A 21700-nucleotide genomic window follows, 5' to 3' on the forward strand; every position below is an offset into this window, starting at 1 on the left:
AGAGCGTTTTCAGGCGAAGTGGGTACCGGCTTCGCGTGAAGAAAACGCGTCAAAACAAAAATCCAGAGCTCCGTTCCAATTCAATCGGAACGGATAAGGGCTCTAGGCGAGCTTGACGGTCTCGGTCTTGTAGTCCTTGCCGAGGGTCTCGAAGACCTTGGCAACGATGCTCTTGGCGTCGAGACCCGCGCGGGCATACATCGCCGCCGGCGAGTCGTGGTCGAGGAACACGTCGGGCAGGATCATCGAGCGGAACTTGAGCATGCCGCTGTCCAGCATGGCGTTGTCGGACAGGTACTGCATGACATGCGAGCCGAAGCCGCCGATCGAGCCTTCCTCGATGGTGATCAGGATCTCGTGGTCGCGGGCGAGCTTCATGATCATCTCCTCGTCGAGCGGCTTCATGAAGCGCGCGTCGGCGATCGTGGCGGAGAGGCCGTGGGCAGCGAGTTCGTCGGCGGCCTTCTCGCACTCGGCGAGGCGGGTGCCGAACGACAGCAGCGCGACCTGCTTGCCCTCGCGGATGATGCGGCCCTTGCCGATCTCCAGGGGAATGCCGACTTCCGGCATCTCGACGCCGCGGCCCTCGCCGCGCGGATAGCGCAGCGCGCTCGGACGATCGTTGATCGCAACCTGCGTCGCCACCATGTGAACCATTTCCGCCTCGTCGGAGGCCGCCATGATCACGAAGTTCGGCAGACAGCCGAGATAGGCGTTGTCGAACGAACCTGCATGGGTCGCGCCGTCGGCGCCGACCAGGCCGGCGCGGTCGATCGCGAAGCGGACCGGAAGGCTCTGGATCGCGACGTCATGGACCACCTGGTCATAGCCGCGCTGCAGGAAGGTCGAATAGATCGCGCAGAACGGCTTGTAGCCTTCGGTGGCGAGGCCGGCTGCGAAGGTCACCGCATGCTGCTCGGCGATGCCGACGTCGAAGGTGCGGTCCGGAAACGCCTTGTTGAAGATGTCGACGCCGGTGCCCGACGGCATCGCCGCGGTGATGGCGACGATCTTGTCGTCCTTCTGGGCTTCCTTGACGAGGCTCTGGCCGAACACGTTCTGGTAGGCCGGCGCATTCGGCTTGGCCTTGGCCTGGGTGCCGGTCGCGACGTCGAACTTGACGACGGCGTGGTACTTGTCGGCGGAAGCCTCGGCCGGGCCGTAGCCCTTGCCCTTCTGGGTGACGACGTGAACCAGGATCGGCCCGGTCTCCATGTCGCGGACGTTCTTCAGCACCGGCAGCAGATGGTCGAGATTGTGGCCGTCGATCGGGCCGACATAATAGAAGCCGAGCTCCTCGAACAGCGTGCCGCCGTCCATCATGAAGCCTCGGGAATATTCCTCGACGCGGTTGGCGCGGTTGGCCAGGATCTTCGGCAGGCGCTTGTTGATCTGCTTTGCCGCCTCGCGCAGCGAGCGGTAGGTCTTGCCCGAGTAGAGGCGCGACAGGTAGGCGCTCATCGCGCCGACCGGAGGGGCAATCGACATGTCGTTGTCGTTGAGGATCACGATCAGGCGTGAATTCATCGCGCCGGCGTTGTTCATGGCCTCATAGGCCATGCCCGCCGACATCGCGCCGTCACCGATCACGGCGATAACGTTGTTCTTGCCGCCGGAGAGGTCGCGCGCCACGGCCATGCCGAGGCCGGCCGAAATCGAGGTCGAGGAGTGTGCGGCGCCGAACGGATCGTAGTCGCTCTCGGTGCGCTTGGTGAAGCCGGAGAGTCCACCGGCGGTGCGCAGGGTGCGAATGCGGTCGCGGCGACCGGTCAGGATCTTGTGCGGATAGGCCTGGTGACCGACGTCCCAGATCAGGCGGTCGCGCGGGGTGTCGAAGATGTAGTGGATGGCGGTGGTCAGTTCGACCACGCCGAGGCCGGCGCCGAAATGGCCGCCGGTCACCGATACGGCGTCGATGGTTTCCTGGCGGAGCTCGTCGGCAACCTGCCGCACCTGCTCGACCTTCAGCTTGCGCAGGTCATCCGGCGTGTGAATAGTGTCAAGAAGCGGCGTTTTACTAAATGTGGTCACAGCGAATTTCCAATTTTTGCCTGTCGGAACGAACGGCCCGACGCGAGATGGGTTGGCGCGCTCACCGCGCAGCGAATGCCAGACACTGGGTGCCGTCCCGGCAGGCCCTGCCTGGTTGTAAGCCTAGATTCACTCCGGATTGGACCACGTGATATGCATCACCTTGGTCGCTCTTCACCCGTCCCGGTTCAGTTTTGTCGAACCATTTGAGATGCATGCCGCCCGAAAAATTCGGGCCGCCCGCCACCCTCAAATGCCCATAGAACTGGAAGCATTACACCAAAGCCGTAGCCAAAGCCAACCCGATAGGCGGCGCAGGGTTCCTATGCGCCGTCCTGAAAAGTCTAGACTTTTCAATGCTTGGACCGCGACCGGGTTCCATTTTTGCTATTTTAGCGGCAGCCGGGACGGTCCGGAGCGGCCTGATTCGTAGCCGCACCCGATTGCCGGGGCCGCCTCGTGCCGCGGTCGGTCAACGGAAATACACAGCAACAATCGCCCGCCGAGGCGGACATCCTGTCGCATGATCGCGGCGTATCGGCGCTACTGCACGTCCAGCGGCTCGGTGCCGGTCGGCTGGCCCGAGGCGTCGGTGGTGATCTTGTCGACGCGGGCTTCGGCCTGGCGCAGCAATTCCTCGCAGCGCCGCTTCAGCGCCTCGCCGCGCTCATAGATCGCGACCGATTCCTCAAGCGGGACCTTGCCGTCCTCGAGCCGCTTGACGATCGATTCGAGTTCCTCGATCGCGCGTTCAAAGGAGAGCTTCTTGACGTCCGCCTGCGTGTTTTCGGCCATTATGTGTTCCCAGTGCGCCGATCAGACCGTGATCGGATCTTGTCGTCCAAACATGACCCGTCGCAGGTCATGCTCGCCCCGGCGCAGAATCAATCGAATTTTTGCGGGGGTATTGTGGCGGGGATTTACCTGCCCATCAATGCGGTGACGTGAGATGCCACCGACTCTTTCAGGCCCTCGAGGTCGTAGCCACCCTCCAGCACGGAGACGACGCGGCCGCCGGCGCTCTTGTCGGCGAGGTCCATCAGCTTGCGCGTGACCCAGCCGAAATCCTCGCCGGTCAGGTTGATCGAGGCCAGCGGATCGCGGTGATGCGCGTCGAAGCCCGCCGAAATCACGACGAGTTCGGGGGAGAATTTCTCGAGCTGCGGCAGGATCAGGTTCTCGAACGCGGAGCGGAATTTGGTGCCGCCGTCGCCAGGCGAAAGCGGTGCGTTGACGACGGTGTCGTGCTCGCCGCGCTCGCCGACCGCGCCGGTGCCGGGGAACAGCGGCATCTGATGCGTCGAGCAGTACATCACGGTCGGATCCGCCCAGAAGATATCCTGCGTGCCGTTGCCGTGATGGACGTCGAAATCGATGATCGCGGCGCGCTTGATGCCGTATTTGCGCTGCGCGTGGCGTGCAGCGATCGCGACATTGTCGAAGAAGCAGAAGCCCATCGGCGTCGACTTCTCGGCATGATGCCCGGGCGGGCGTACCGCGACGAAGGCGTTCTGGTGCTTGCCCTCCATCACCGCATCGGTCGCCGCCACCGCGCCGCCGACGCCGCGCATCACGGCTTCCCAGGTGCCTGGCGACATCGAGGTGTCGCCGTCGATATAGATCATGCCGGAGGTCGGCGCGATGTGGCGCAGTTCGCCGACATAGTGCTCGCCGTGACAGAGCAGCACGCTGTCGAGGTCGCCTTCCGGCGCGAGGTCCCGCACCAGCGCCTTGAAGCGGTCTTCGCCGAGCACCTCGGCAACCGCGCGCAGCCGGTCGGGGCGTTCGGGATGTCCGGGTGGGGTCAGGTGATCGAGGCAGGCGGTGTGCGTCAGAAGCAGTGTCATGCAAATTCCCGGCGCAATGGAGGCGCGTGCGAGGAACGCCTAATTTAGGCCGTTACCGGCTCGCCGGAAAGGCCTGTCTCCCGTCTCGCCCCCCGGATGTTCCATGCCCGCACGTCAATTGATCCGCTCGATCCGCTTTCCCGCCGCCGGGCCGACCGGGCTGTTGGCCTTGAAGTAGGCATAGAGCGCATCGACGTCGTAGATGCCGAATTGCTGCGCCGTGCCTTCCTTGAACACCGTGAAGCCGTCGCCGCCCTCGGCGAGATAGTTGTTCACGGTGACGCGATAGCTCGCGGCCGGATCGATCGGCCTGCCGTCGAGCGACATCCGGTCGGCGATGATGCGCGCGCCATCGGGCTTGCTCGCATCCCACGCATAGGTGAAACCCTTCGAGACCTGTAGGGCGCGCGGCCGTTTCGGGTCGGCCCATTGCTGCTCCAGCACGTCCTTGAGCTGCTTGCCGGTCAGCGTCATCGTCACCAGCTGGTTGCGGAACGGCTGGCTGGCGAAAATGTCGGCATAGGTGACGGCGCCGTCCTCGCGCTTGACGATGTCGGTGCGCACGCCGCCGGGGTTGGTGAAGGCGATCATCGCGCCGCCATTCGGCTCAGAGCTCGTCGCGCGCAGCTGCGCGTCGGCGACGATATCGCCGAGCGGGCTTTCGCCGGTCTCGGCGGGCGTGCGCGAGAGCGTTTCGGTGACCGACCCGGCGGCGCGGTTGGCGATCGGCGCGGCCAGCCGGTCGTAGGATTCGAGCAGCGCGCTCTGCTCCGGGTCCTTGGCTGTGCCGCCGATCTTCACGATGGTGTTGTCGGCCTTGGCGCTGATCACGTCATGGCCTTTCGGATCGAGCTGAAGGTCGATCGCGGTGACCAGCGTGCCGTATTTGTCGCCCGAGGTGACGAGCCGTCCGTCGATCTCACAGACATAGGCCTGATGGGTGTGGCCGGAGATCACGACGTCGACCGCCTTGTCGAATTTCTTGACGATATCGACGATCGGCCCCGAGATCCCGGGGCATTCATTGTAGTCGCCGGTCGGAAAGCCGCCTTCGTGGATCAAGACGACGATCGCCTCGATGCCCTTCACCTTCAGTTCGGGGACCAGCGCATTGACGGTCTCGGCCTCGTCGCGGAATTCGAGGCTCGCGACGCCGGCCGGCGACACCAGGTTCGGCGTGTTCTTCAGCGTCAGCCCGATGAAGGCCACCGGAATGCCGTCGAACTCCTTGATCTCATAGGGCGGAAACACAGGCTTGCCGGTGGTCTTGTCGATCGTGGAGGCGGCGAGATAACGGAATTTGGCCCCCAGGAAGGGATGCGGCCCCTGGCATTTGTCGATCGGGTGGCAGCCGCCATTCTGCATCCGCAGGAGTTCGTCCTTGCCCTCATCGAACTCGTGGTTGCCGACCGACGAGATCGCAAGCCCCATCATCGACAGCGACTCGATGGTCGGCTCGTCGTGGAACATCGCCGACAAGAACGGGCTCGCGCCGATCAGGTCGCCGGCCGCGACGAAGATGTTGTTGTTGTGGCCTTCGCGCAGCCGCTTGACGATGGTTGCCAATCGCTCGGCGCCGCCGGCGGGCACCATGATCTTCTTGGTCGCATCAGCGGGATCGGTGATGCGTATACCGCCCGGCGGCGGCCGCAGATAGCCGTGGAAATCGTTGATCGCGAGAACACGCAAGCTCACCGGCGCTGCGGTCTGCGCCAGGCAGGGACCTGCTGCGGCCAATCCGAGCGCACAGAGGGCGGCGAGGGGCAAAAGGTGGGGTTGTCTCATGACCTGTCCATGGCGTGCACGATCATGGAACACACGATCATGACGCGACGCCACTACAATTTTGCGACGCTTCGTTTCAATCCTTCGTGCGCGCCATGAAGGCCTTGAAGGCACTGACCGCCTCCCCGGAGCGCATCCGCTCGCTGAACAGGTGGTTCTCCTGCTCGATGCGGCGGGTGACGTCCTCGGGCGGCAGCCGGATCAGGCGGCGCGAGATCGCCACCGCCTCGGCCGGCAGCGCGCAGATCTCGCGCGCCACCTTGTGCGCCTCGACCTCGGCATGCCCCGGCGCCACCACGGTGTTGACGAAACCGGCGACGCGGGCGTCGTCGGCCGACATGGTGCGGCCCATCACCAGCATCGCAAAGGCGCGCTGGTGGCCCATCGTCCGTGGCATCAGCAGGCTGGAGGCGCCTTCCGGCACCAGGCCGAAATTGGAGAACGGCGTCGAGAACAGCGCGGCCTTGCTCGCCAGCACGTAGTCGCAGTGAAACAGCATCGTGGTGCCGATGCCCATCGCGACGCCGTCGACCGCGGCGATGATCGGCTTCACATTGTGGGCCAGTGAATACAGGAACTTGACGAGGTCCGAAGCGGGCGGCGTCTCGCCGGACGAGGTGCCCTGCGCGAGCAGGTCTTCGATGTCGTTGCCCGCGGTGAACACGCCGGAGCCGCCGGTGATGATCAGGCAGCGGATCTTCGGATTGTTCTGCGCCTTGTCGATCGCATCGCTGATCGCGCGAAACATCTCCTCGGTGATCGCGTTCTTCTTCTCGGGCCTGCGCAGCCGGATTACGCGTGTGGCGGCTTCGTCGGTGACTATGACATGCGCGGTCATCAGGCGTCCCAGAGCAGGCGGTCTGTCGGCCGGCAGCGTCGCCGGCGGAGGTCGTCACCAGTATCCTACATGATCCCGCGCGAGCCCCAAGTGTTCTGGATCGCTTTTCCCCCTGGGCGAGCATGATGCCGGTGCAATGCAGTTAACCGGAATATCGTGATTCCGGGGCGGGGGGACGTTGGTCGTAGGCTGGACGCTGACGAACGATGCCGCGGGCAGTCGGGCGGCGTTTCAGGTGCGCCGTCTAGCCGCGCCCGATGAACGAGCCGATGCTGCGGCCGATCGTGTCGCCGTGCTGAAGCAGGGCGCCGAGATGATCGCCGGGGACCGACATCGCATCAAGGCCGTTCTCCGCGGCAAAGCGCTGCATCGGCGCATGCGGTGCGTCATCCTGTCCGTTCCAGAGCAGCACCGGCACGCGCGAGGAGAGCACGGCGTCCCTGGCGCCGTCGATCTGGCCGAGCGCATCGAAGCAGGCGCGCACGCCGCCCTCGAGATCGGACGTCACCCATCCCGTGAGCTGCGGCGCGGTGCGGCGCGCAAACGTCATGAAGGCGCCATATGTCAGCGGGCCGGCATTGCCGCGCGGCAGCCCGGTGAGAAAATCCCAGCCGCCGATCGAAAGCGACGCCAGCCGCGCCGGGAAGAACCGGGCGACGCCGACCGCGACCCAGCCGCCCATCGAATGTCCGACCACATGGGCGCGCTCGTCGCCGAGATCGTCGATTACCGCGACGATATCGCCGGCACGTTGTTCCTGATCGTAGAATTCGGGATCGGCGGGCTTGTCGCTCAGGCCATGCCCGAGCGAGTCGACGCAGACGACGCGGAAGCGATCGGCGAGCGCGTCGACCACGCCGCATTGCTTCCAGCTCGCGGCGTCGAGCAGCAGGCCGTGCTGCAGCACGATCAGCGGCCCGGATCCCTCAACGGTGTAATGGATGCGCTGGCCCCGGTGATTGGCGAATGGCATGTCTGGAGTTCCCCACGTTTCACCAGAGGTGAGCGCGGAGGCGTCGGGATTCAAGACCTTGTTCCGGATCGGGAACTGATCCCCCCGCCGCCCGATCGTGTGGAAGCTGGCGTTCAGCCGCCCCAGACCATGGCTTCGCTCCAGCCGAGATCCTTAAACTCGGCTTCCCGCAGCGGCGCCTCGCCGGCGGCGAAGAATTCGTCGAGCTGCGGCGGCTTGACGGTGGTTTCGGCGAGCATCGCATGGGCCTGGCCGCGATGATGGATCTGGTGTTGAAACAGATGCATCAGCAGGCGGTCGCGCCGCTCGGTCTGCACGGTCGTGTCACGATTGACCTTGACCACATCATCCAGTCGTTCAGGCGTCAGCGCATCGCAGTGCACGATCAGGCGCTGGTCGATCGCGCGTTGCGAAGCTTGCAGCGCCGCGACCGACGGGTAGGGCACTTCATTGGCCCACGCCTTCGGCCCGAGCCAGCCGCCTTCGAGCGCGTCGACATAGAACAGATCGATGACATGGATATGGTTCAGTGTCGCCTGCAAGCTCGGGAAGAAGCCGGTCCGCGCGGCGGCGAACTCCGTCTGGCTGAGACCGGCGCATGCGGTGAGCAGGCGATGATTGGCCCACGCATTGTTGTAGGCAAAGGCGCGAAAGGTCTGAACGAGGCCTGCTTGCATATTGGTCCTCACGGGATTGAAGGGATCAGGCGGGCGCCGCGGCCAGCCGGCCGACCCGCGACAGCAACAGCTTCAGGATCGCGGATTTGTTGGCCTTGTGACAGGCGATCACGAGATCGAGCGTCGGCGCCTCTCCCTGCACCGGCCGGGTCGTGATGCTGTCGGGCAGATAGCGGGCCGTGTAGGCCGGCAGTAGCATCACACCATGCGTCGAGGTGATCATCGATATCGCGTGCACGACGTTATGCACCTCGTGCTCCGGCCTCGGATCGATGCCGGCGCGGTTGAAATAGTCCAGCACGACGCGGCGCACCGCCGGCGCGGATTTGGACGGCAGATAGAAAGTCTCGCCCGCGACGTCTTCCGGCGCCACGGCTGACTGCGCCGCCAGCCGATGGTTGCTTGGAAATACGAACACCAGTGGGTCGGTGCGCACGCGCCTGTACGCCAGATCCTCCATGTTGTCGTCGGCGCGCATGAAGGCCGCATCGAGCTTGCGCCGCATCAGGGCCTTGGCCAGCAAGGGCGAGTAGTCGCTCGACAAGCGGATGTCGATGCCGGGAAATTCCTCGCGCAACAGACGGGTCACCTCGGGCAGCAGATCGATTTCGGCGCCCGACAGGAAGCCGAGCGAGAAGACGGGCTTCGGCGGTTGGGCTGCGCGCTGTGCCGCTTCCTTGGCGGCCTCGGCCTGCAACAGCGCCATGCGGGCATGGTCGAGGAATGCCTTGCCGGCGGCGGTCAACTCGATGCCCTGCACGCCGCGATTCAGGAGTTGCGCGCCGACCTCCTGCTCAAGATCGCGGATCTGCCGGCTGAGCGAAGGTTGTGAGGTGTGGAGCTTCTGCTCAGCGGCAACCGTCAGGCTGCCGGCATCGGCCACCGCAACGAAATAGCGCAGATGCCGAAGCTCCATCGCAGTCTCCCGATCACGGCCTGCCCATCGCGCGGCCATCTCTCGCAGGCATGTCTCGCAGGCATGGGGCCAGCTTACAAAGTCTTTTTCAAGCCGGCCAGCGTCCACTATAGCGAAGCGTATTCCCAGTGCCGGCCCTGCCTCACAGGCAGAGGGGCCGCGCGAAGCCAGGCCGGAGCTTGCGCATGCGGATGAACCTCGGAGCATTGCTGTTGCCGCTGCTGGTGCTGACCGGGTTCGGCAGTGCCGCCGCGCAATCTTCCGGCAATCAACCAAGGGCAAGCGCCATGGATACGGACGTCGCAACGATCAAGCAGGCACTCGCCGGAAACTGGGAGAGCATCGCGCCCGAAATCCGGCCGAGCAAGAATCCGGACGGCTCGATCAAGCCGCTCTATCTCAAGCGCGCTTTCACTTATCAGTCCTCCGACCGGTTCGAGCTCGTGGTGATCAACTCGGCCGATCCGTACGGCAAGGTGCCGCTGGCGCGGATCAGGATCGTCGGGCACATGCAGTGGCAGGGCGCGCATCCGATCGCAGCGGGCGCGCAGAAGGTCGATTTCGTCGCCGACGAGGCCTACGAGGTCACGCCGTTGGCGCAGGGCTTTGTCGATGTCCTCAACAAGGTTGCTGCTGCCGGCTACGCGCCCTGGGCGGTCGATGCGCCGCAGAGCATCTTCGGTAAGTCCTTCGTGCCGTTTGCGCTGAAGGAAGGCACCAACTTCATGGAATTCGACCTGGTCTATCTCAGGGGCGACTTGTTGTTCTGGGGCGCCCGCAATGTCGACGGCCGCGGCTTCGACACCGAGCAGAACAGGCCGACCAATCTGCAGATCCCGCTGGTCCGCAAGCAATCCTGATCGAGTGACCCTGATATCGTCAAGGGAACGAAGCCATGAACGCGTCGAACCAGAATCGCCGCGTGCAGTTCGAATTGGACGCGTTCGAAACCCTGTTCAACAAGCGCGATTATGCCGCCGCCGAGCGGCTCTGGTCGCCGCGCTACATCCAGCACAGCGCCCACATTGCGCCCGGCCGAGACGGGCTGTTCGATCTCGTCAAGGGCTTGCCCGCGACGCTGTGCTATGAGAACCATGTCGGCGCGGCGAGCGGCGATTACGTCATTCTGCACGGCCGGTTCAGCGGTCATGGTCTCCCGGCGGCATGGGTCGTCGCCGACATCGTGCGCATGGAGGGCGACGTGCTCGCTGAGCACTGGGACGTCATCCAGGATGAGGCGACGCGCGAACAGTCGCGCTGCGGACTGCCGATGTTTGGTGATCGCTTTCCCGGCTGAGCCGGTCCAGCGAGCGCGCACGGCGGCGGGGGAGGCCGGACATGCAACTCGCGAAGAACGTGATCGACGTTGGCCTTTCCACCAACAATCTGGAGCCGATGCTGCGGTTCTGGCAGCAGGACGCCGGTGTTCGCTTCGACCACATGTTGCCGATCCGGCGTGGGCAGAAGCAGTACCGGCACGACGCGCATGGTTCGGTGATCAAGCTCAACCATCATGTCGAGCCGCTGCCGGATGCGGCGCCGAGCGGCTATCGCGAGCTGATCGTTGCGCGCGACGGCGTTGCCGCACCGCAGCGCATGACCGATCCCGACGGCAACAGCGTTTGCCTGGTGGCGCCTGGACATGACGGCATCACCCAAATTGCGGTTTCCATGGCGGTGCGCGACCTTGCCGCGCATCGCAAATTCTACGGCGAGATTCTCGGCTTCGCCGAGCAATCCTGGTCGGGCGGTCCGGCGTTTCGCCTCGGCGAGAGCCTGATCCTGCTCGCCGAAGATCGTGCCGCGACCGTCGATCCGGTTCGGGGCGCGCGCGGCTGGCGCTACATCACGCTGCAAGTCGCCGACATCGACGCTGTGCACGACGATCTGCGCACCAAGGGCGTCCGCGAAGGCCTTGCACCGGTCACGCTCGGCGAGGTCGCGCGGATTTCCATGATCCTCGATCCCGACGGCAACTGGATCGAACTGTCTCGCCGCGCATCGATCGTCGGCAGCCTGTCCGACCACTAGGCCCGTGCGCATGCCGCATTACTGAGGCCGGGCATGCCCAACTTCACGTGGTTCCGTTAACCTCCTGCGCCCAGCTCCCACCCCAGATTTCCTGCCAGCCGGAGGGCGCCGATGATATGGTAGCGCATACAGCTCCATCTTGATGATCGCTTCATGCAGTCGATTTTCAGGCCGCGGCGGGTTGATCGATTTCCACGAGCGGCTATCGGCTCGGCTTGCCTGCTGCTGTTCGTCCGCCTGGCATGCGCCGAGCCCGTCGGCAATCCAGCGGTGGCGCCGGCCGCACGAGACGCAGCGCCAGCGCAAACTGAAACATCCCGTCCGAATCCGAATAGCGGAGAGAACAACGGTCACGCCGATCGGTCGGCGCCTGACCATCAATCCTCATCCGCTCCGTCTCCGGCGCCAACACCATCGCCTCCGAAGCTCGGCGAGCCGCAGCAATACTGCAAGGCGCTGGAGCAGGCTGCCTTGGAGAACGGCCTGCCGCCGGATTTCTTCGTCCGGCTGATCTGGCAGGAAAGCAATTTCGATCCCGGTTCGGTCAGTCCGGCCGGCGCCCAGGGGATCGCCCAATTCATGCCGGGCACCGCGCGCTGGCGCGGCCTCGCGGACCCGTTCGAGCCGTTGCCGGCGTTGCAGGAATCCGCCCGCTGGCTCCGCGAACTGCGCGCGCAGTTCGGCAACCTCGGCCTTGCGGCGGCTGCCTATAATGGCGGCCCGCGGCGCGTCCAGGATTGGTTGGCTGGGCGTGGCAACCTGCCGGGCGAAACACGCGCTTATGTGAGGATCATTACCGGCAAGTCTGCCGAGGAATGGGCGCAGGGTTCGGTCGAGGACAGAGTCCACACGGACGCCGCCATGGCCTGCGATGACATCGTGCGCGGCATGCTGATCAGGGCGCTGCCTGCGGCCCCAATAGAGTCCGTGACAATTGCACAGCAAGCGGCGTGGGGACCTTGGGGCCTCCAATTGGCCGGCGGTCCGTCGCAATCCAGGGTTCTCGCCGATTACCAGCAGCTCCAGAAACGCTTCGCGCCCGTGCTGGGCGATCGCGCGCCGCTCATTCTGAGATCGCATATGGCCGGGCCAGGTTCGGCGACCTGGTATCTGCTCCGGGTCGCCGAGACGACCCGTGAGCGAGCCAACCAGCTTTGCGCGCGACTTGAGGCAATCGGCGGGCGCTGCCTCGTGTTTCGAAACTAGTGATGGCAGCTGCCCAGGCTCTCGAGTGCTGGCGCGCTGAAATCACCCGGCAGCGCAGCACTTTGCGTCAGGAGGTCCGGATTTGCTACTCAACAATGACATCGATTCAAGGAACCGCTCACGCGCTCGCTCGGGCGGCGCGCCTATCGTCTTCCGGCAACGACCTCGAACGCTTGAAGTGCGGGAGATAAATCCCGGAACCGGCAATTGCACCTTGCATAGCTGAGATAAGTGTATACTTGTTGTGTATCGACTGGCCTTGAGCCTTGTAGATCGGTCCCAGAGGACCCTTTTCCAAAGACATCGTCGGATGAAAGGGACAGCGCGTGCTATCAGCACTGCGGCTGAAGCTTTCGTCACCTTGTTGATCGGCTGCCGTTTCACGGATGTACTGGAATGGCAGTGCGGCCCGCTCTGTCACCGATAGAGCGGGCATTCGTATTTGTGCGCTTGACGTGTCTTCTACCGCGAGAGGTGATCCGTTGCAGGTTCTTGTCAGGGACAACAATATCGACCAGGCACTGCGCGTTCTAAAGAAGAAGATGCAGCGCGAAGGCGTCTTCAGAGAGATGAAGCGCCGCCGCTCGTTCGAAAAGCCATCGGAAAGAAAGGTTCGGGAGAAGGCCGAGGCCGCGCGGCGAGCCCGCAAGCTTGCCCGCAAGCAGGCGATACGGGACGGATTGATTGCGGCTCCGCCGAGGAAGCCCAAAGTGCTGGCGCCGAAATTCCCGGCACAAGGTCAATTGCCACCGCGAACCAGCGGCCCACGAGAGAGTTAGTCCTCCGTACCGCAATCCTGTTCGAGGGAGCGTGCAAGATGAAGCAGCGACCTTATCGAGGCGATGGATGTCTCCAGGAACGCATCTCTGACGAACTCTGTCGTCGGCGGGCCGAAGACCGGGATGTTCGATCGAAGGACGAGAAGCGACGGCAGCGTGCGCAGAACCTCGCCGGTACGGCCATCAACGCGATGGCGGACCATTCGGCCAGCCGGATCGATCAGTCTGCCCGCAAGCATGATCTGGTGGACGGTCCCAGAGAATTTCGCTCGTTTCGCCGGGATCATTGACAAGACGGGCGTGCGGCCGTTTGCCGTCACTGCGAAACGGATTGGCTTGCGACGGGAGTCCTGGTCGGTACCGGCGGGATCGCGGAAGTGCGATCACTGATGTGCCCGACGGCGCAAGCCCTCGCAGCAGGAGCAAGGCTCGGACAGATCGTGTCGCGAGAATGCGGGAGTGCGACTCACAAGTTGGCGCGACAAACTCAGCGTCGTCCCGGCGAAGGCCGGGACCCATAACCACCGAAGGTGATTGTTACGCGACGCTGTGGCCACAGCTTTCCTCACCAACCCAATCCTGTGGTTATGGGTCCCGGCCTTCGCCGGGACGACGGTTGAGGATGTAGGTGGCGCCACACATTCACTGTCGTCCTGGCGAAAGCCAGGACCCATTACCCCAAATGCGCATTGTTGCGCGACGCCGGGGCCAGGATCTCGTTCACGATCAAATGCGGTGGTTATGGGCCCTGGCTTTCGCCAGGACGACCACGATGAGTTCTGCCCGGGCGAGATTGCGAGGCCTACCCCGCCAGCACCGCGTCCGCACCGGTCACCGCCTCGGCGCTCTCCGTCACCGTCTTTTCCAGCGACGGCGCCTGCACCGAGATGTTCTCGGCGAAGAAGCGCGCCAGTGCGACGTAGCGCTGCAGCTCGGCTTCGCCGTTGGCCTTCGCGGCCAGCGCCTCGCTGGCAAGCATGCAGCCGCCGAGCGTGGCGCCGAACAGCCGCAAATAGGGCGTTGCGCCGGCCAGCGCCTCGTTCGGCGCGGAGGCCAGCCGCTCGAGCAGCCATTTGCTGGTGCGCTCCAGCGCGGCATGGGCATCGCGGAGCTTGGCGCCGGCGGTGCCGAATGCCGGATCGTTGGAGGTCTCGACCTGCTTGATGGTGGCGGCGAGTTCGTCGAGCAGCGCCCACACCGAAGCGCCGCCATTGGCGCCGAGCTTGCGGGTGACGAGGTCGATCGACTGGATGCCGTTGGTGCCCTCATAGATCGAGGTGATGCGAGCATCGCGGTAATGCTGCGCGGCGCCGGTCTCCTCGATGAAGCCCATGCCGCCATGCACCTGCACGCCGAGATAGGCGACCTCGTTGCCGATGTCGGTGGAGAACGCCTTGGCGATCGGGGTCAGCAATGCGCCGCGCGCCGCAGCGTCGGCGCGGACCTTGGCGTCCTTGGCACGCACCGAGACGTCGAGCGCGACCGCGGTGGCGTAGCAGATCGTGCGCGCCGCCGCCGTCATGCTGCGCATCTGCATCAGCATGCGCTTGACGTCGGGATGCACGATGATCGGATCCATGCCGTCGCCCTTGTGGCCGACCGCCTTGCCCTGGCGGCGCTCCTGCGCATAGGCCAGCGCCTGCTGATAGGCGCGGTCGGCAATGCCGACACCTTCGAGGCCGACGCCGAGCCGCGCCTGGTTCATCATCGTGAACATGCAGCGCATGCCCGCGTTTTCCTCGCCGATCAGAAAGCCGATCGCGCCGCCCTTGTCGCCCATGGTCATGGTGCAGGTCGGTGAGGCGTGCATGCCGAGCTTGTGCTCGACGCCGGAGGCATGGATGTCGTTGCGCGCGCCGAGCGAGCCGTCGGCATTGACCATGAATTTCGGAACCAGGAACAGCGAGATGCCCTTGGTGCCGGCGGGCGCATCGGGCAATCGCGCAAGCACGAAATGCACGATGTTGTCGGTCATGTCGTGCTCGCCATAGGTGATGAAGATCTTGGTGCCCTTGATGCGGTAGGTGCCGTCGGGTGCGCGTTCGGCGCGGGTGCGCAGCGCACCGACGTCGGAACCGGCGTTGGGCTCGGTGAGCTGCATCGTGCCGGTCCATTCGCCGGTGACGAGCTTCTCGAGATAGACCTTCTTCAATTCGGTGCTGCCATGGGCATCGAGCGCCTCGATCGCGGACAGCGTCAGCAAGGGGCAGAGGCCGAAGGCGACGTTCGATGCGCTCCAGATCTCGGTGCAGGCGGCGTTGATCGCGAGCGGCAGGCCCTGGCCGCCGAACGCTTCCGGTCCCGACACCGCGTTCCACCCCGCGGCGGTCCAGCGCTGATAGGCGTCGGGCCAGCCGGGCGCGGTCGTCACCTTGCCGTTGTCGAGCTTGATGCCGTGCTCGTCGCCGACCTTGTTCAGCGGCGCCAGCACATCGGAGGCGAACTTGCCGGCTTCCTCCAGCACCGCAGCGGTGATGTCGCCGTCGAAATCGCCGTAATGGCCGGCCGCCACGGCGGCTGCGAGCCCCGCACCATGATTGAGGGACAGCAGGATATCGTTGATCGGCGCGCGGTAGGTCATGGCGTTACTCCCGACGAGGCGTTTGGAAATTGTCTTCCCATGAAACAAGCGGCCTCTCAACTGTCCGAGCGGACATCGCCCGGTCTGTTTCGGCCAGCGCAGCGTCGCCCTATAATGAGGGTGCCGGTATCAACTTGCGGCTTTCGTGCCTTTTCGCGCGCCGCCCTGTTGAAATGGCGGGACTCACCCTATAGACCCGGCGTGGCCTTCGATCGGCGCGTTGGGGCGTAGCCAAGCGGTAAGGCAGCGGATTTTGATTCCGCCATTCGGAGGTTCGATCCCTCCCGCCCCAGCCATCTATCGTGCCGCTAAGTACCTGAAAAAGCACATCTATGGGCAGAAACTGACCGGCTTCCGTGCGCTGACATCAGTCTCCGCCACGTGGGCGACATCCGGGATGAGAGCATTGAAAGTCTCTCGCTCGTCGCTGCAAGTTCCCATTCGGCGAGCCGTTGCTGGGGGAGGTCGATTCGATCGCGCCTGCCGGCCGCGACGGTCCTTTTCGTCGACTGCCATCGGCTAGGAAAGCGCGGCGCGGCCAGCCGGTGCGAGGACCGGTCGCCTCTGCTACCGTTCCGGGGTCGGCGGCGCGGCGTGCGAACGCCGGATCTCAGGCATTTGCGGCGTTGTCGCGAATAACCTCGAACGGCAAGGACGGGACGTCGTATTCGGCGATGTCCAGCTTCCAGATGTGGTGGTCATCCGTGCCGCCGGCCGGCGCAAATCCGAGCTTCTTGTACAGGTCGCGCACCAACGCGTTCTTGGCGGTGGGCAGGTAGCTTCCCTCGAGCGTGTCGACGCCATTCAAACGGCAATGGCGGACGAGCTCGGCAATGATGGCTTCCTCGACCCGTCGCCCGAGCACCCGGCAGCTCATCAACCAGGTGTCGATGTCGTAGGTCGTGTCCTTCTTGCGCGCGATCACGACGCCGATGACCCCGTTGTCACCAAAGCGGTCGCGAAGCCTGATCTGGAAGGTCAGGCAATCGGGCGAACGCGACATGGTCTCGACTTCGGAATGCGTGTAGACTCCTTGATCTTCGGCCGTGCCATGCGGGACAAGGGCGATGCTGGCTGGCAGGCGCATACCCTGTCGAGCCAGTTGCAGACTTGGCTTGCCGAAAGGCATCCCGGTCAGAAGGTACTCGTCGCCAACTTCGGCGTGAACGGAACGCTTCTGCGGGTTAGGGGCACATGAATCGTCGCAGTTCACCGAGAGCGCTCGCGTTGCGCGACGTGGCGTCAGCGCATCTCGTGTACCGCGCACGCAAGCTTGGCCGAATCGCCCGCGAACGCCCGGCAGAGCGCAGGCATTCGCGCATCGCATTGCGGGCAAGACAATTACAACGGGAAATACCATAAAACTGCAATGGCGCGATGCTATCGTTCATCGCCTGCCACACGGTAGCTGCAGTGAATGTCCGCAGTGCGTTCGCCTCACATGCATCGCTCATCTTATCAACGGCTTGTTGTGACGGCGATGGCGGCGATACTCCCATCTGCTGCGCACGCGGGTGATTTCACCATCGTCAACGTCTCGAACACGCCGCTGCGGCACCTCTACGTTTCGCCGGGCGGCGCAGGGCAATGGGGCCCGGATCAGCCAGCGTCGCGCCCGCATAGCAGTCGAAGATCTGCCGCAGCGCGCCAGCGACGACAGTGTGCTGCCGCCGCCGTAGATGCCGGTTTGGGCCGCAGCCGGTTGCTGGGCTCCGATCATGGCGGCGGCCGACAACACGATCAGCGAGGTCGTGCCCAGCACGCGTTCGGCGAACGAGTTCGCCTTCATGATAACCTTCCCTGTTTTTGTTGCGTGACACTGCAGCACCGCGCGACCGCCTGACGGCCCCGCGATGTCCGAAACGTCTTGTTCAATGGCTGTGAATGGGACGGCGATGAAGAAGACCTTGCAGGAACGTCTCAAGACAATCGAAACTGTTCGCCGCGCAAGGCGAACAGCCCTGCGCGTCGTCGTCGGCATCGGCGCCGAGGTGGCTCACACCCCTAAGACAATTCGAGCTGGCACGACTTGCAGCTGGCTTGCTGTGATTTTTCAAGCGAGTGAGTTCTCGACGCCCGGGTGGCGCGATCCGATGTGAGGGCTGCATTGCAGTCAGGATGGTGGCGCGGAGCGAGACACGCCCCGATGCCGCACTGATCCCGAACCCGCCGCTATTCAACGCGATTGCGAGGCTGTAATGAGGGCGCTGGCCACGTGCGTCGGGGGGCGCCGGCGGCCCGCGATTGACCTGAGATGCTTTTCTCCGGGCGATCGAACTTGCGCAATAACGATGGATTTGACGTGGCGAAGACCAAGAAGGCCCGCGCGGCTGCTGGCGCGAAGAAGAACAGCAAGGGATCGACGCGTTCCGGGATCTCCTCCTCCTCGCCACTCGGCATGCTGGCGCTGCATCTTCTCGAGCAATGGAAGAAGTCCGGCCGTGACGGCATCGTCTTCCTTGCGGAAAGCGAGAACAGGGCGGAGCGCCTCGGCAGCGTGCTGCATTCACTCGATCCGTCGCTCGAGGTGCTGGTGTTCCCGCGGCTCAACACCTTGCCGTTCGATGGGCTGGAGCCGTCGCGCGAGATCGCCGGCCGGCGGAGCTCGGTGTTGCGGCGTCTTGCGAAGAGCAGGAAGCCCGTCTTCCTGGTGTCGACGGCCGAGGCGATCATGGAACGGTTGCCGCTGCCCGCGAGCTGGGGCCGCCTCAGCATCAGCCTGAAGGTCGGTGCGCGCTATGCCGAGCAGGATCTCAAGGATCGTCTGGAATCGCTCGGATACGATCTCGACGAAGAGGCTGACTATCCTGGAAGCGTCCTGTTCCACGGAATGACGTTCGAAGTGTTTCCCGCCGGCGCGCTTGGGCCGTACAGAATCGAGCATTCCGGTGAGGTGATCCGCAGGATCGCGGGCGTAGACCCCAACGAACACGACGTCGTGTTCGATACCCAGGAACTGCTGATCGATCCGATGTCGGAACGGATCGCGTTGGGAGGCAAGCGGGCGCAGCGGGCGGCGCTGCCGGATTATTGCCCGCGCGCCCGCTGGATCGCGGACGCGGGAGTTGCAGGTCATGCCGACAGCTGGCTGAGCACGATCAAGGAGGCGGCCGGCCGCCGAGAGGCAGACCGCGAGTACTTGGGGCCCGGTGACTGGAAGCGGCTGAACAAACATATGAGTGCGCTGCCCCGCAAGGCGGCGTTCACCGCGACGCCTGATTTCTCGAAGGTCGCCTCGTCGCGAAAGGCGTTCCGTGCATTCGTCGCCGACACGGAGCGCGCCGGATCGCGGCTGCTGCTCGTTGCGGCGGTCGAGGACGACCTGCGTGCGATGGAGCGCATGAGCGGGATCAAGGCGGAGCGCGTCGCTGACTGGAGCGAGGCGGCGAAGGGGCGGGGCGGCGAAGCGGGGCTGCTCGCCGACTTCGACACCGGCTTCATCGGCTCGGGCCGCAAGCCGCTTGTGGTCGTGACGGCGACCGATGTGCTCGGCAGCCGGGCGCATCATCCGCAGCCGATGGCAAGAGCCTGGAGCGCGGCTTTCGATCATCCCGACGTGCCGGAGCGCGGTTCGGTGGTCGTTCATCTGCAGCGCGGGCTGGCCGTGCTCGATGGTTTGCAGACCTACGACATGGGGAAGGGGTCATCGCGCGAGATGATCCGCCTGGCATTTGCCGGGGATGACGCCATGCTCGTTCCGCCCGCCGACCTTGCGCTGATCTGGCCGTATGCGGCGGAGCGCGGCAGACTGACATTGGACAGGGCGGACGGAAGCACGTGGTGGGCGCGACGCACCAGGGCGGAGCAGGAGATTCAGGTCGCCGCCAAGGCGCTTGCCAAACACATCGCACAGCGCCGCCGCCGGCGCGCGCCCAAGCTGGTCGCTCCCGGTCCCGCATACGAGCGGTTCGTCGCGCGCTTTCCGTATTTCATGACGGTCGACCAGGCAAAGGCGATCCGGGACGTGCTGGATGATCTTGCGTCGGGTCATCCGATGGACCGGGTCGTTTGTGGCGACGTCGGATTCGGCAAGACCGAGGTTGCGTTGCGCGCGGCGGCGGCCGTTGCCCTGTCGGGCAAGCAGGTTGCCGTCGTCGTGCCGACGACCGTTCTGGCAAGGCAGCACGTCGTGACGTTCCGCAAACGGTTTGCTCCGCTCGGCATCGACGTCGGCAGCTTGTCGCGCGCGACGTCGGCTGCGGAGATGAAGCAGACGAAGGAAGCCCTGCGAAGCGGAAAGATGAAGATCGTGGTCGGCACCCAGGCGATCGCCGCGAAGGACGTGAAATTCGCCAAGCTCAGTCTGGTCATTGTCGACGAAGAGCAGCACTTCGGTGCGGCGGAGAAAGCCAAGCTCTCGGGCCTGGCGAAGAGCGTCCATACGCTCTGGATGAGTGCCACGCCAATCCCGCGCACGCTTGCGGCGGGTCTCGCCGGATTCAGGGACCTCAGCGTGATCGCATCCCCGCCGGTGCATCGGCTTCCGGTCGTGACCAAGATCGCGCCGCTTTCGGACGCCGCCATTGCCGCTGCCCTGCTGCGCGAGCAGCGACGTCACGGACAGAGCTTCCTGATCTGTCCGCGCATCCAGGATCTGGATCCGCTGCTGGCGCGCGTGCAGGCGGTGGCCCCCGAGCTGCGCATCGTTTGCCTGCATGGCAAGCTGCCGGCCGACGAGCTTGACGACCGAATGATGAGCTTCGTCGAAGGCGAGGCCGACGTGTTGCTCGCGACCAACATCGTGGAAAGCGGCCTCGACATTCCCCGGGCGAACACCATCGTGGTCTGTTGGCCGGAGAAGTTCGGTCTGGCCCAGCTCCACCAACTCAGAGGGCGGGTGGGACGCGGTGGCACGCGCGCCTTCGCGTACATGCTGACGGAAACGAATTCGGAGCAATCGGGCAGGCGTTTGGCCGTTCTCGAGGAGTTCAGCAAACCAGGCGCCGGTTTCGCGATCAGCGAGCGCGATCTGGATCTCAGAGGTGCCGGAGATCTGCTTTCCGAGCGGCAATCCGGCCACGTGCAGGTATTCGGGCCGGTGCTCTACAGCCACCTTCTGAAACAGGCGTCGGAGAAGACCAACGACCGGGCCGCGGATCTTTGGGTGCCCGATCTCAACCTTCCCCTCGCGGATCTGCTGCCCCGGAGTTATGTGCAATCGGAATCCATGCGCCTTGAAATCTATGGCCGGGTCGCCAGATGCCGGAGCGAAGACGATCTGGAAGATCTGGAGGAAGAGACCTCTCGCCGCTTCGGCAAGCTGCCGTCGGCCGCCCGGGATTTCTTTGCAGCGGCAAGGCTCCGGATCGATTGCAAGCGGCGGGGTATCGTGAGGCTCGACGTCGGGCCGGAGGCCGTCGCAGCGACGTTCCTTCCGGGGAGGCTGCCTAAATCGAGGGCACGATCGCTCCAACGCGACGGCGATCGCGTCTTCTATTCAGGCAAGACAAACGAGCCGCCGTTCGAGCGGATCGATGATCTGCTCGATATTTTGGACGAGTGAGTGCGACGTTACTCCGCCCTCGTCGTCGGCGTTCCCTGATGCGAACGATCGCGCCGCTGCTTCGCGGCGCCTTCTGACTCACTTCAGCGACGAGACTCGCGACTGCATCGGGCTGCTTCGCGTCGTGTGAGTGCATCGCGCGCGCAGTGGAGATATTTCGTCGCGCGGTGGCTACGGAGAACAAATCGACTGATTCCGCGTGCTGACATCGCGGTGACATGTAGCGCCGGTAGTGCACATGTGAGGCGGCCCGTCCGCTGTCTTCCAGCCTGCTCCGAGCAATCGGAATGCCCCCTTCCAGGCGCGAGTCGACGGTATTTGGGGCGGGCTATGTCGTTCAGATACCGCCATTTTCGGGCCGAATTATTGAGCACGGAGACGGAATCAGCGACGCCCGAACGGGCTTCGATTTTCGTTTTCTCCGTAGGACTACGCGTTTTGCACACCGTTCCGCCCGGTGTTGCCCAAACTTGTGCCCGCTAGCGGTATCTCAAATATTGTCTTTATATTTCAATGTCTTGACGAAATGCCGC

General features: G+C 64.4%; 19 protein-coding genes and 1 tRNA gene. 9 read left to right on the forward strand and 11 right to left on the reverse strand.

The features are described from left to right. Positions 1-102 precede the first annotated feature (102 nt). From dxs to CO675_RS01460, 8 genes are all read right to left on the reverse strand, one after another. Positions 103-2031 (reverse strand): 1-deoxy-D-xylulose-5-phosphate synthase, encoded by a 1929-nt coding sequence (gene dxs / locus CO675_RS01425; RefSeq protein ID WP_097670248.1) that lies wholly within the window; start codon positions 2029-2031, stop codon positions 103-105. 543 nt (positions 2032-2574) lie between these two features. Next, a complete protein-coding gene (locus CO675_RS01430) occupies positions 2575-2826 on the reverse strand; it encodes an exodeoxyribonuclease VII small subunit (RefSeq protein ID WP_028334494.1) in 252 nt (83 codons plus the stop codon). 125 nt (positions 2827-2951) lie between these two features. Beyond that, positions 2952-3878 carry a histone deacetylase family protein gene (locus CO675_RS01435; RefSeq protein WP_097670249.1) on the reverse strand — a complete coding sequence of 309 codons (927 nt, stop codon included), beginning with the start codon at positions 3876-3878 and terminating at the stop codon, positions 2952-2954. A gap of 114 nt (positions 3879-3992) precedes the next feature. Next, positions 3993-5663: a bifunctional metallophosphatase/5'-nucleotidase gene (locus CO675_RS01440; RefSeq protein WP_097670250.1), complete on the reverse strand. Its 1671-nt coding sequence runs from the start codon at positions 5661-5663 to the stop codon at positions 3993-3995. Positions 5664-5739: 76 nt separating this feature from the next. Further along, complete coding sequence (locus CO675_RS01445) at positions 5740-6501, reverse strand: crotonase/enoyl-CoA hydratase family protein (RefSeq protein ID WP_097670251.1); 762 nt, start codon at positions 6499-6501, stop codon at positions 5740-5742. A 244-nt stretch (positions 6502-6745) separates the two neighbouring features. Continuing rightward, positions 6746-7474: an alpha/beta fold hydrolase gene (locus tag CO675_RS01450; protein WP_097670252.1), complete on the reverse strand. Its 729-nt coding sequence runs from the start codon at positions 7472-7474 to the stop codon at positions 6746-6748. 113 nt (positions 7475-7587) lie between these two features. After that, complete coding sequence (locus CO675_RS01455) at positions 7588-8151, reverse strand: DinB family protein (protein ID WP_097670253.1); 564 nt, start codon at positions 8149-8151, stop codon at positions 7588-7590. 25 nt (positions 8152-8176) lie between these two features. After that, complete coding sequence (locus CO675_RS01460) at positions 8177-9067, reverse strand: LysR family transcriptional regulator (RefSeq protein ID WP_097670254.1); 891 nt, start codon at positions 9065-9067, stop codon at positions 8177-8179. Between the two features lie 185 nt (positions 9068-9252). On the opposite strand from CO675_RS01460, the gene CO675_RS01465 reads away from it, so the two are divergent. From CO675_RS01465 to CO675_RS39725, 6 genes are all read left to right on the forward strand, one after another. Further along, the gene (locus CO675_RS01465) at positions 9253-9927 is read left to right on the forward strand and encodes a hypothetical protein (RefSeq protein ID WP_198964454.1); all 675 of its coding nucleotides are present in this window, start codon (positions 9253-9255) and stop codon (positions 9925-9927) included. A gap of 35 nt (positions 9928-9962) precedes the next feature. Continuing rightward, a complete protein-coding gene (locus tag CO675_RS01470; protein WP_097670255.1) occupies positions 9963-10364 on the forward strand; it encodes a nuclear transport factor 2 family protein in 402 nt (133 codons plus the stop codon). A gap of 41 nt (positions 10365-10405) precedes the next feature. After that, positions 10406-11098, forward strand: a complete 693-nt coding sequence (locus tag CO675_RS01475; RefSeq protein ID WP_097670256.1) for a VOC family protein — start codon at positions 10406-10408, stop codon at positions 11096-11098. A gap of 153 nt (positions 11099-11251) precedes the next feature. After that, a complete protein-coding gene (locus CO675_RS01480; RefSeq protein ID WP_097670257.1) occupies positions 11252-12304 on the forward strand; it encodes a lytic transglycosylase domain-containing protein in 1053 nt (350 codons plus the stop codon). Positions 12305-12786: 482 nt separating this feature from the next. Next, entirely contained in the window at positions 12787-13083 is a 297-nt protein-coding gene (rpsU, locus tag CO675_RS01485; RefSeq protein ID WP_097670855.1) for a 30S ribosomal protein S21, read from the forward strand. Positions 13084-13121: 38 nt separating this feature from the next. Beyond that, positions 13122-13373, forward strand: a complete 252-nt coding sequence (locus tag CO675_RS39725; protein ID WP_143278854.1) for a hypothetical protein — start codon at positions 13122-13124, stop codon at positions 13371-13373. A 512-nt stretch (positions 13374-13885) separates the two neighbouring features. On the opposite strand, the gene CO675_RS01495 is transcribed toward CO675_RS39725, so the two are convergent. Then, positions 13886-15664, reverse strand: coding sequence for an acyl-CoA dehydrogenase family protein (locus tag CO675_RS01495; protein ID WP_097670259.1), 1779 nt, complete (start codon positions 15662-15664; stop codon positions 13886-13888). A gap of 221 nt (positions 15665-15885) precedes the next feature. Here CO675_RS01495 and CO675_RS01500 point away from each other — a divergent pair. After that, positions 15886-15960 (forward strand) — tRNA-Gln (locus CO675_RS01500). Between the two features lie 314 nt (positions 15961-16274). Here the strand turns inward: CO675_RS01500 and CO675_RS01505 are convergent. Together CO675_RS01505 and CO675_RS39730 are read right to left on the reverse strand one after the other, a co-directional pair. Continuing rightward, on the reverse strand, positions 16275-16877 hold the full coding sequence (locus CO675_RS01505; RefSeq protein ID WP_143278855.1) for a hypothetical protein: 603 nt from the start codon (positions 16875-16877) through the stop codon (positions 16275-16277). 237 nt (positions 16878-17114) lie between these two features. After that, on the reverse strand, positions 17115-17453 hold the full coding sequence (locus CO675_RS39730) for a hypothetical protein (RefSeq protein ID WP_143278856.1): 339 nt from the start codon (positions 17451-17453) through the stop codon (positions 17115-17117). A 106-nt stretch (positions 17454-17559) separates the two neighbouring features. On the opposite strand from CO675_RS39730, the gene CO675_RS39735 reads away from it, so the two are divergent. Continuing rightward, on the forward strand, positions 17560-17763 hold the full coding sequence (locus CO675_RS39735; RefSeq protein ID WP_143278857.1) for a hypothetical protein: 204 nt from the start codon (positions 17560-17562) through the stop codon (positions 17761-17763). Positions 17764-18062: 299 nt separating this feature from the next. After that, the gene (locus CO675_RS01515) at positions 18063-21167 is read left to right on the forward strand and encodes a DEAD/DEAH box helicase (RefSeq protein ID WP_097670856.1); all 3105 of its coding nucleotides are present in this window, start codon (positions 18063-18065) and stop codon (positions 21165-21167) included. The last annotated feature ends 533 nt before the right edge of the window (positions 21168-21700 follow it).

The sequence above is a fragment of the Bradyrhizobium sp. C9 genome, from assembly GCF_002532045.1.
GTDB lineage: Bacteria > Pseudomonadota > Alphaproteobacteria > Rhizobiales > Xanthobacteraceae > Bradyrhizobium.

What these genes read in the sequence shown, in the direction of transcription:
- CO675_RS01430 (WP_028334494.1), bottom strand. Translation starts at nt 2,826, where the DNA reads ATGGCCGAAAACACGCAGGCGGACGTCAAGAAGCTCTCCTTTGAACGC.
- CO675_RS01435 (WP_097670249.1), bottom strand. Translation starts at nt 3,878, where the DNA reads ATGACACTGCTTCTGACGCACACCGCCTGCCTCGATCACCTGACCCCA.
- CO675_RS01440 (WP_097670250.1), bottom strand. Translation starts at nt 5,663, where the DNA reads ATGAGACAACCCCACCTTTTGCCCCTCGCCGCCCTCTGTGCGCTCGGA.
- CO675_RS01445 (WP_097670251.1), bottom strand. Translation starts at nt 6,501, where the DNA reads ATGACCGCGCATGTCATAGTCACCGACGAAGCCGCCACACGCGTAATC.
- CO675_RS01450 (WP_097670252.1), bottom strand. Translation starts at nt 7,474, where the DNA reads ATGCCATTCGCCAATCACCGGGGCCAGCGCATCCATTACACCGTTGAG.
- CO675_RS01455 (WP_097670253.1), bottom strand. Translation starts at nt 8,151, where the DNA reads ATGCAAGCAGGCCTCGTTCAGACCTTTCGCGCCTTTGCCTACAACAAT.
- CO675_RS01460 (WP_097670254.1), bottom strand. Translation starts at nt 9,067, where the DNA reads ATGGAGCTTCGGCATCTGCGCTATTTCGTTGCGGTGGCCGATGCCGGC.
- CO675_RS01465 (WP_198964454.1), top strand. Translation starts at nt 9,253, where the DNA reads ATGCGGATGAACCTCGGAGCATTGCTGTTGCCGCTGCTGGTGCTGACC.
- CO675_RS01470 (WP_097670255.1), top strand. Translation starts at nt 9,963, where the DNA reads ATGAACGCGTCGAACCAGAATCGCCGCGTGCAGTTCGAATTGGACGCG.
- CO675_RS01475 (WP_097670256.1), top strand. Translation starts at nt 10,406, where the DNA reads ATGCAACTCGCGAAGAACGTGATCGACGTTGGCCTTTCCACCAACAAT.
- CO675_RS01480 (WP_097670257.1), top strand. Translation starts at nt 11,252, where the DNA reads ATGCAGTCGATTTTCAGGCCGCGGCGGGTTGATCGATTTCCACGAGCG.
- CO675_RS39725 (WP_143278854.1), top strand. Translation starts at nt 13,122, where the DNA reads ATGAAGCAGCGACCTTATCGAGGCGATGGATGTCTCCAGGAACGCATC.
- CO675_RS01495 (WP_097670259.1), bottom strand. Translation starts at nt 15,664, where the DNA reads ATGACCTACCGCGCGCCGATCAACGATATCCTGCTGTCCCTCAATCAT.
- CO675_RS39730 (WP_143278856.1), bottom strand. Translation starts at nt 17,453, where the DNA reads ATGAAGGCGAACTCGTTCGCCGAACGCGTGCTGGGCACGACCTCGCTG.
- CO675_RS39735 (WP_143278857.1), top strand. Translation starts at nt 17,560, where the DNA reads ATGAAGAAGACCTTGCAGGAACGTCTCAAGACAATCGAAACTGTTCGC.
- CO675_RS01515 (WP_097670856.1), top strand. Translation starts at nt 18,063, where the DNA reads ATGCTGGCGCTGCATCTTCTCGAGCAATGGAAGAAGTCCGGCCGTGAC.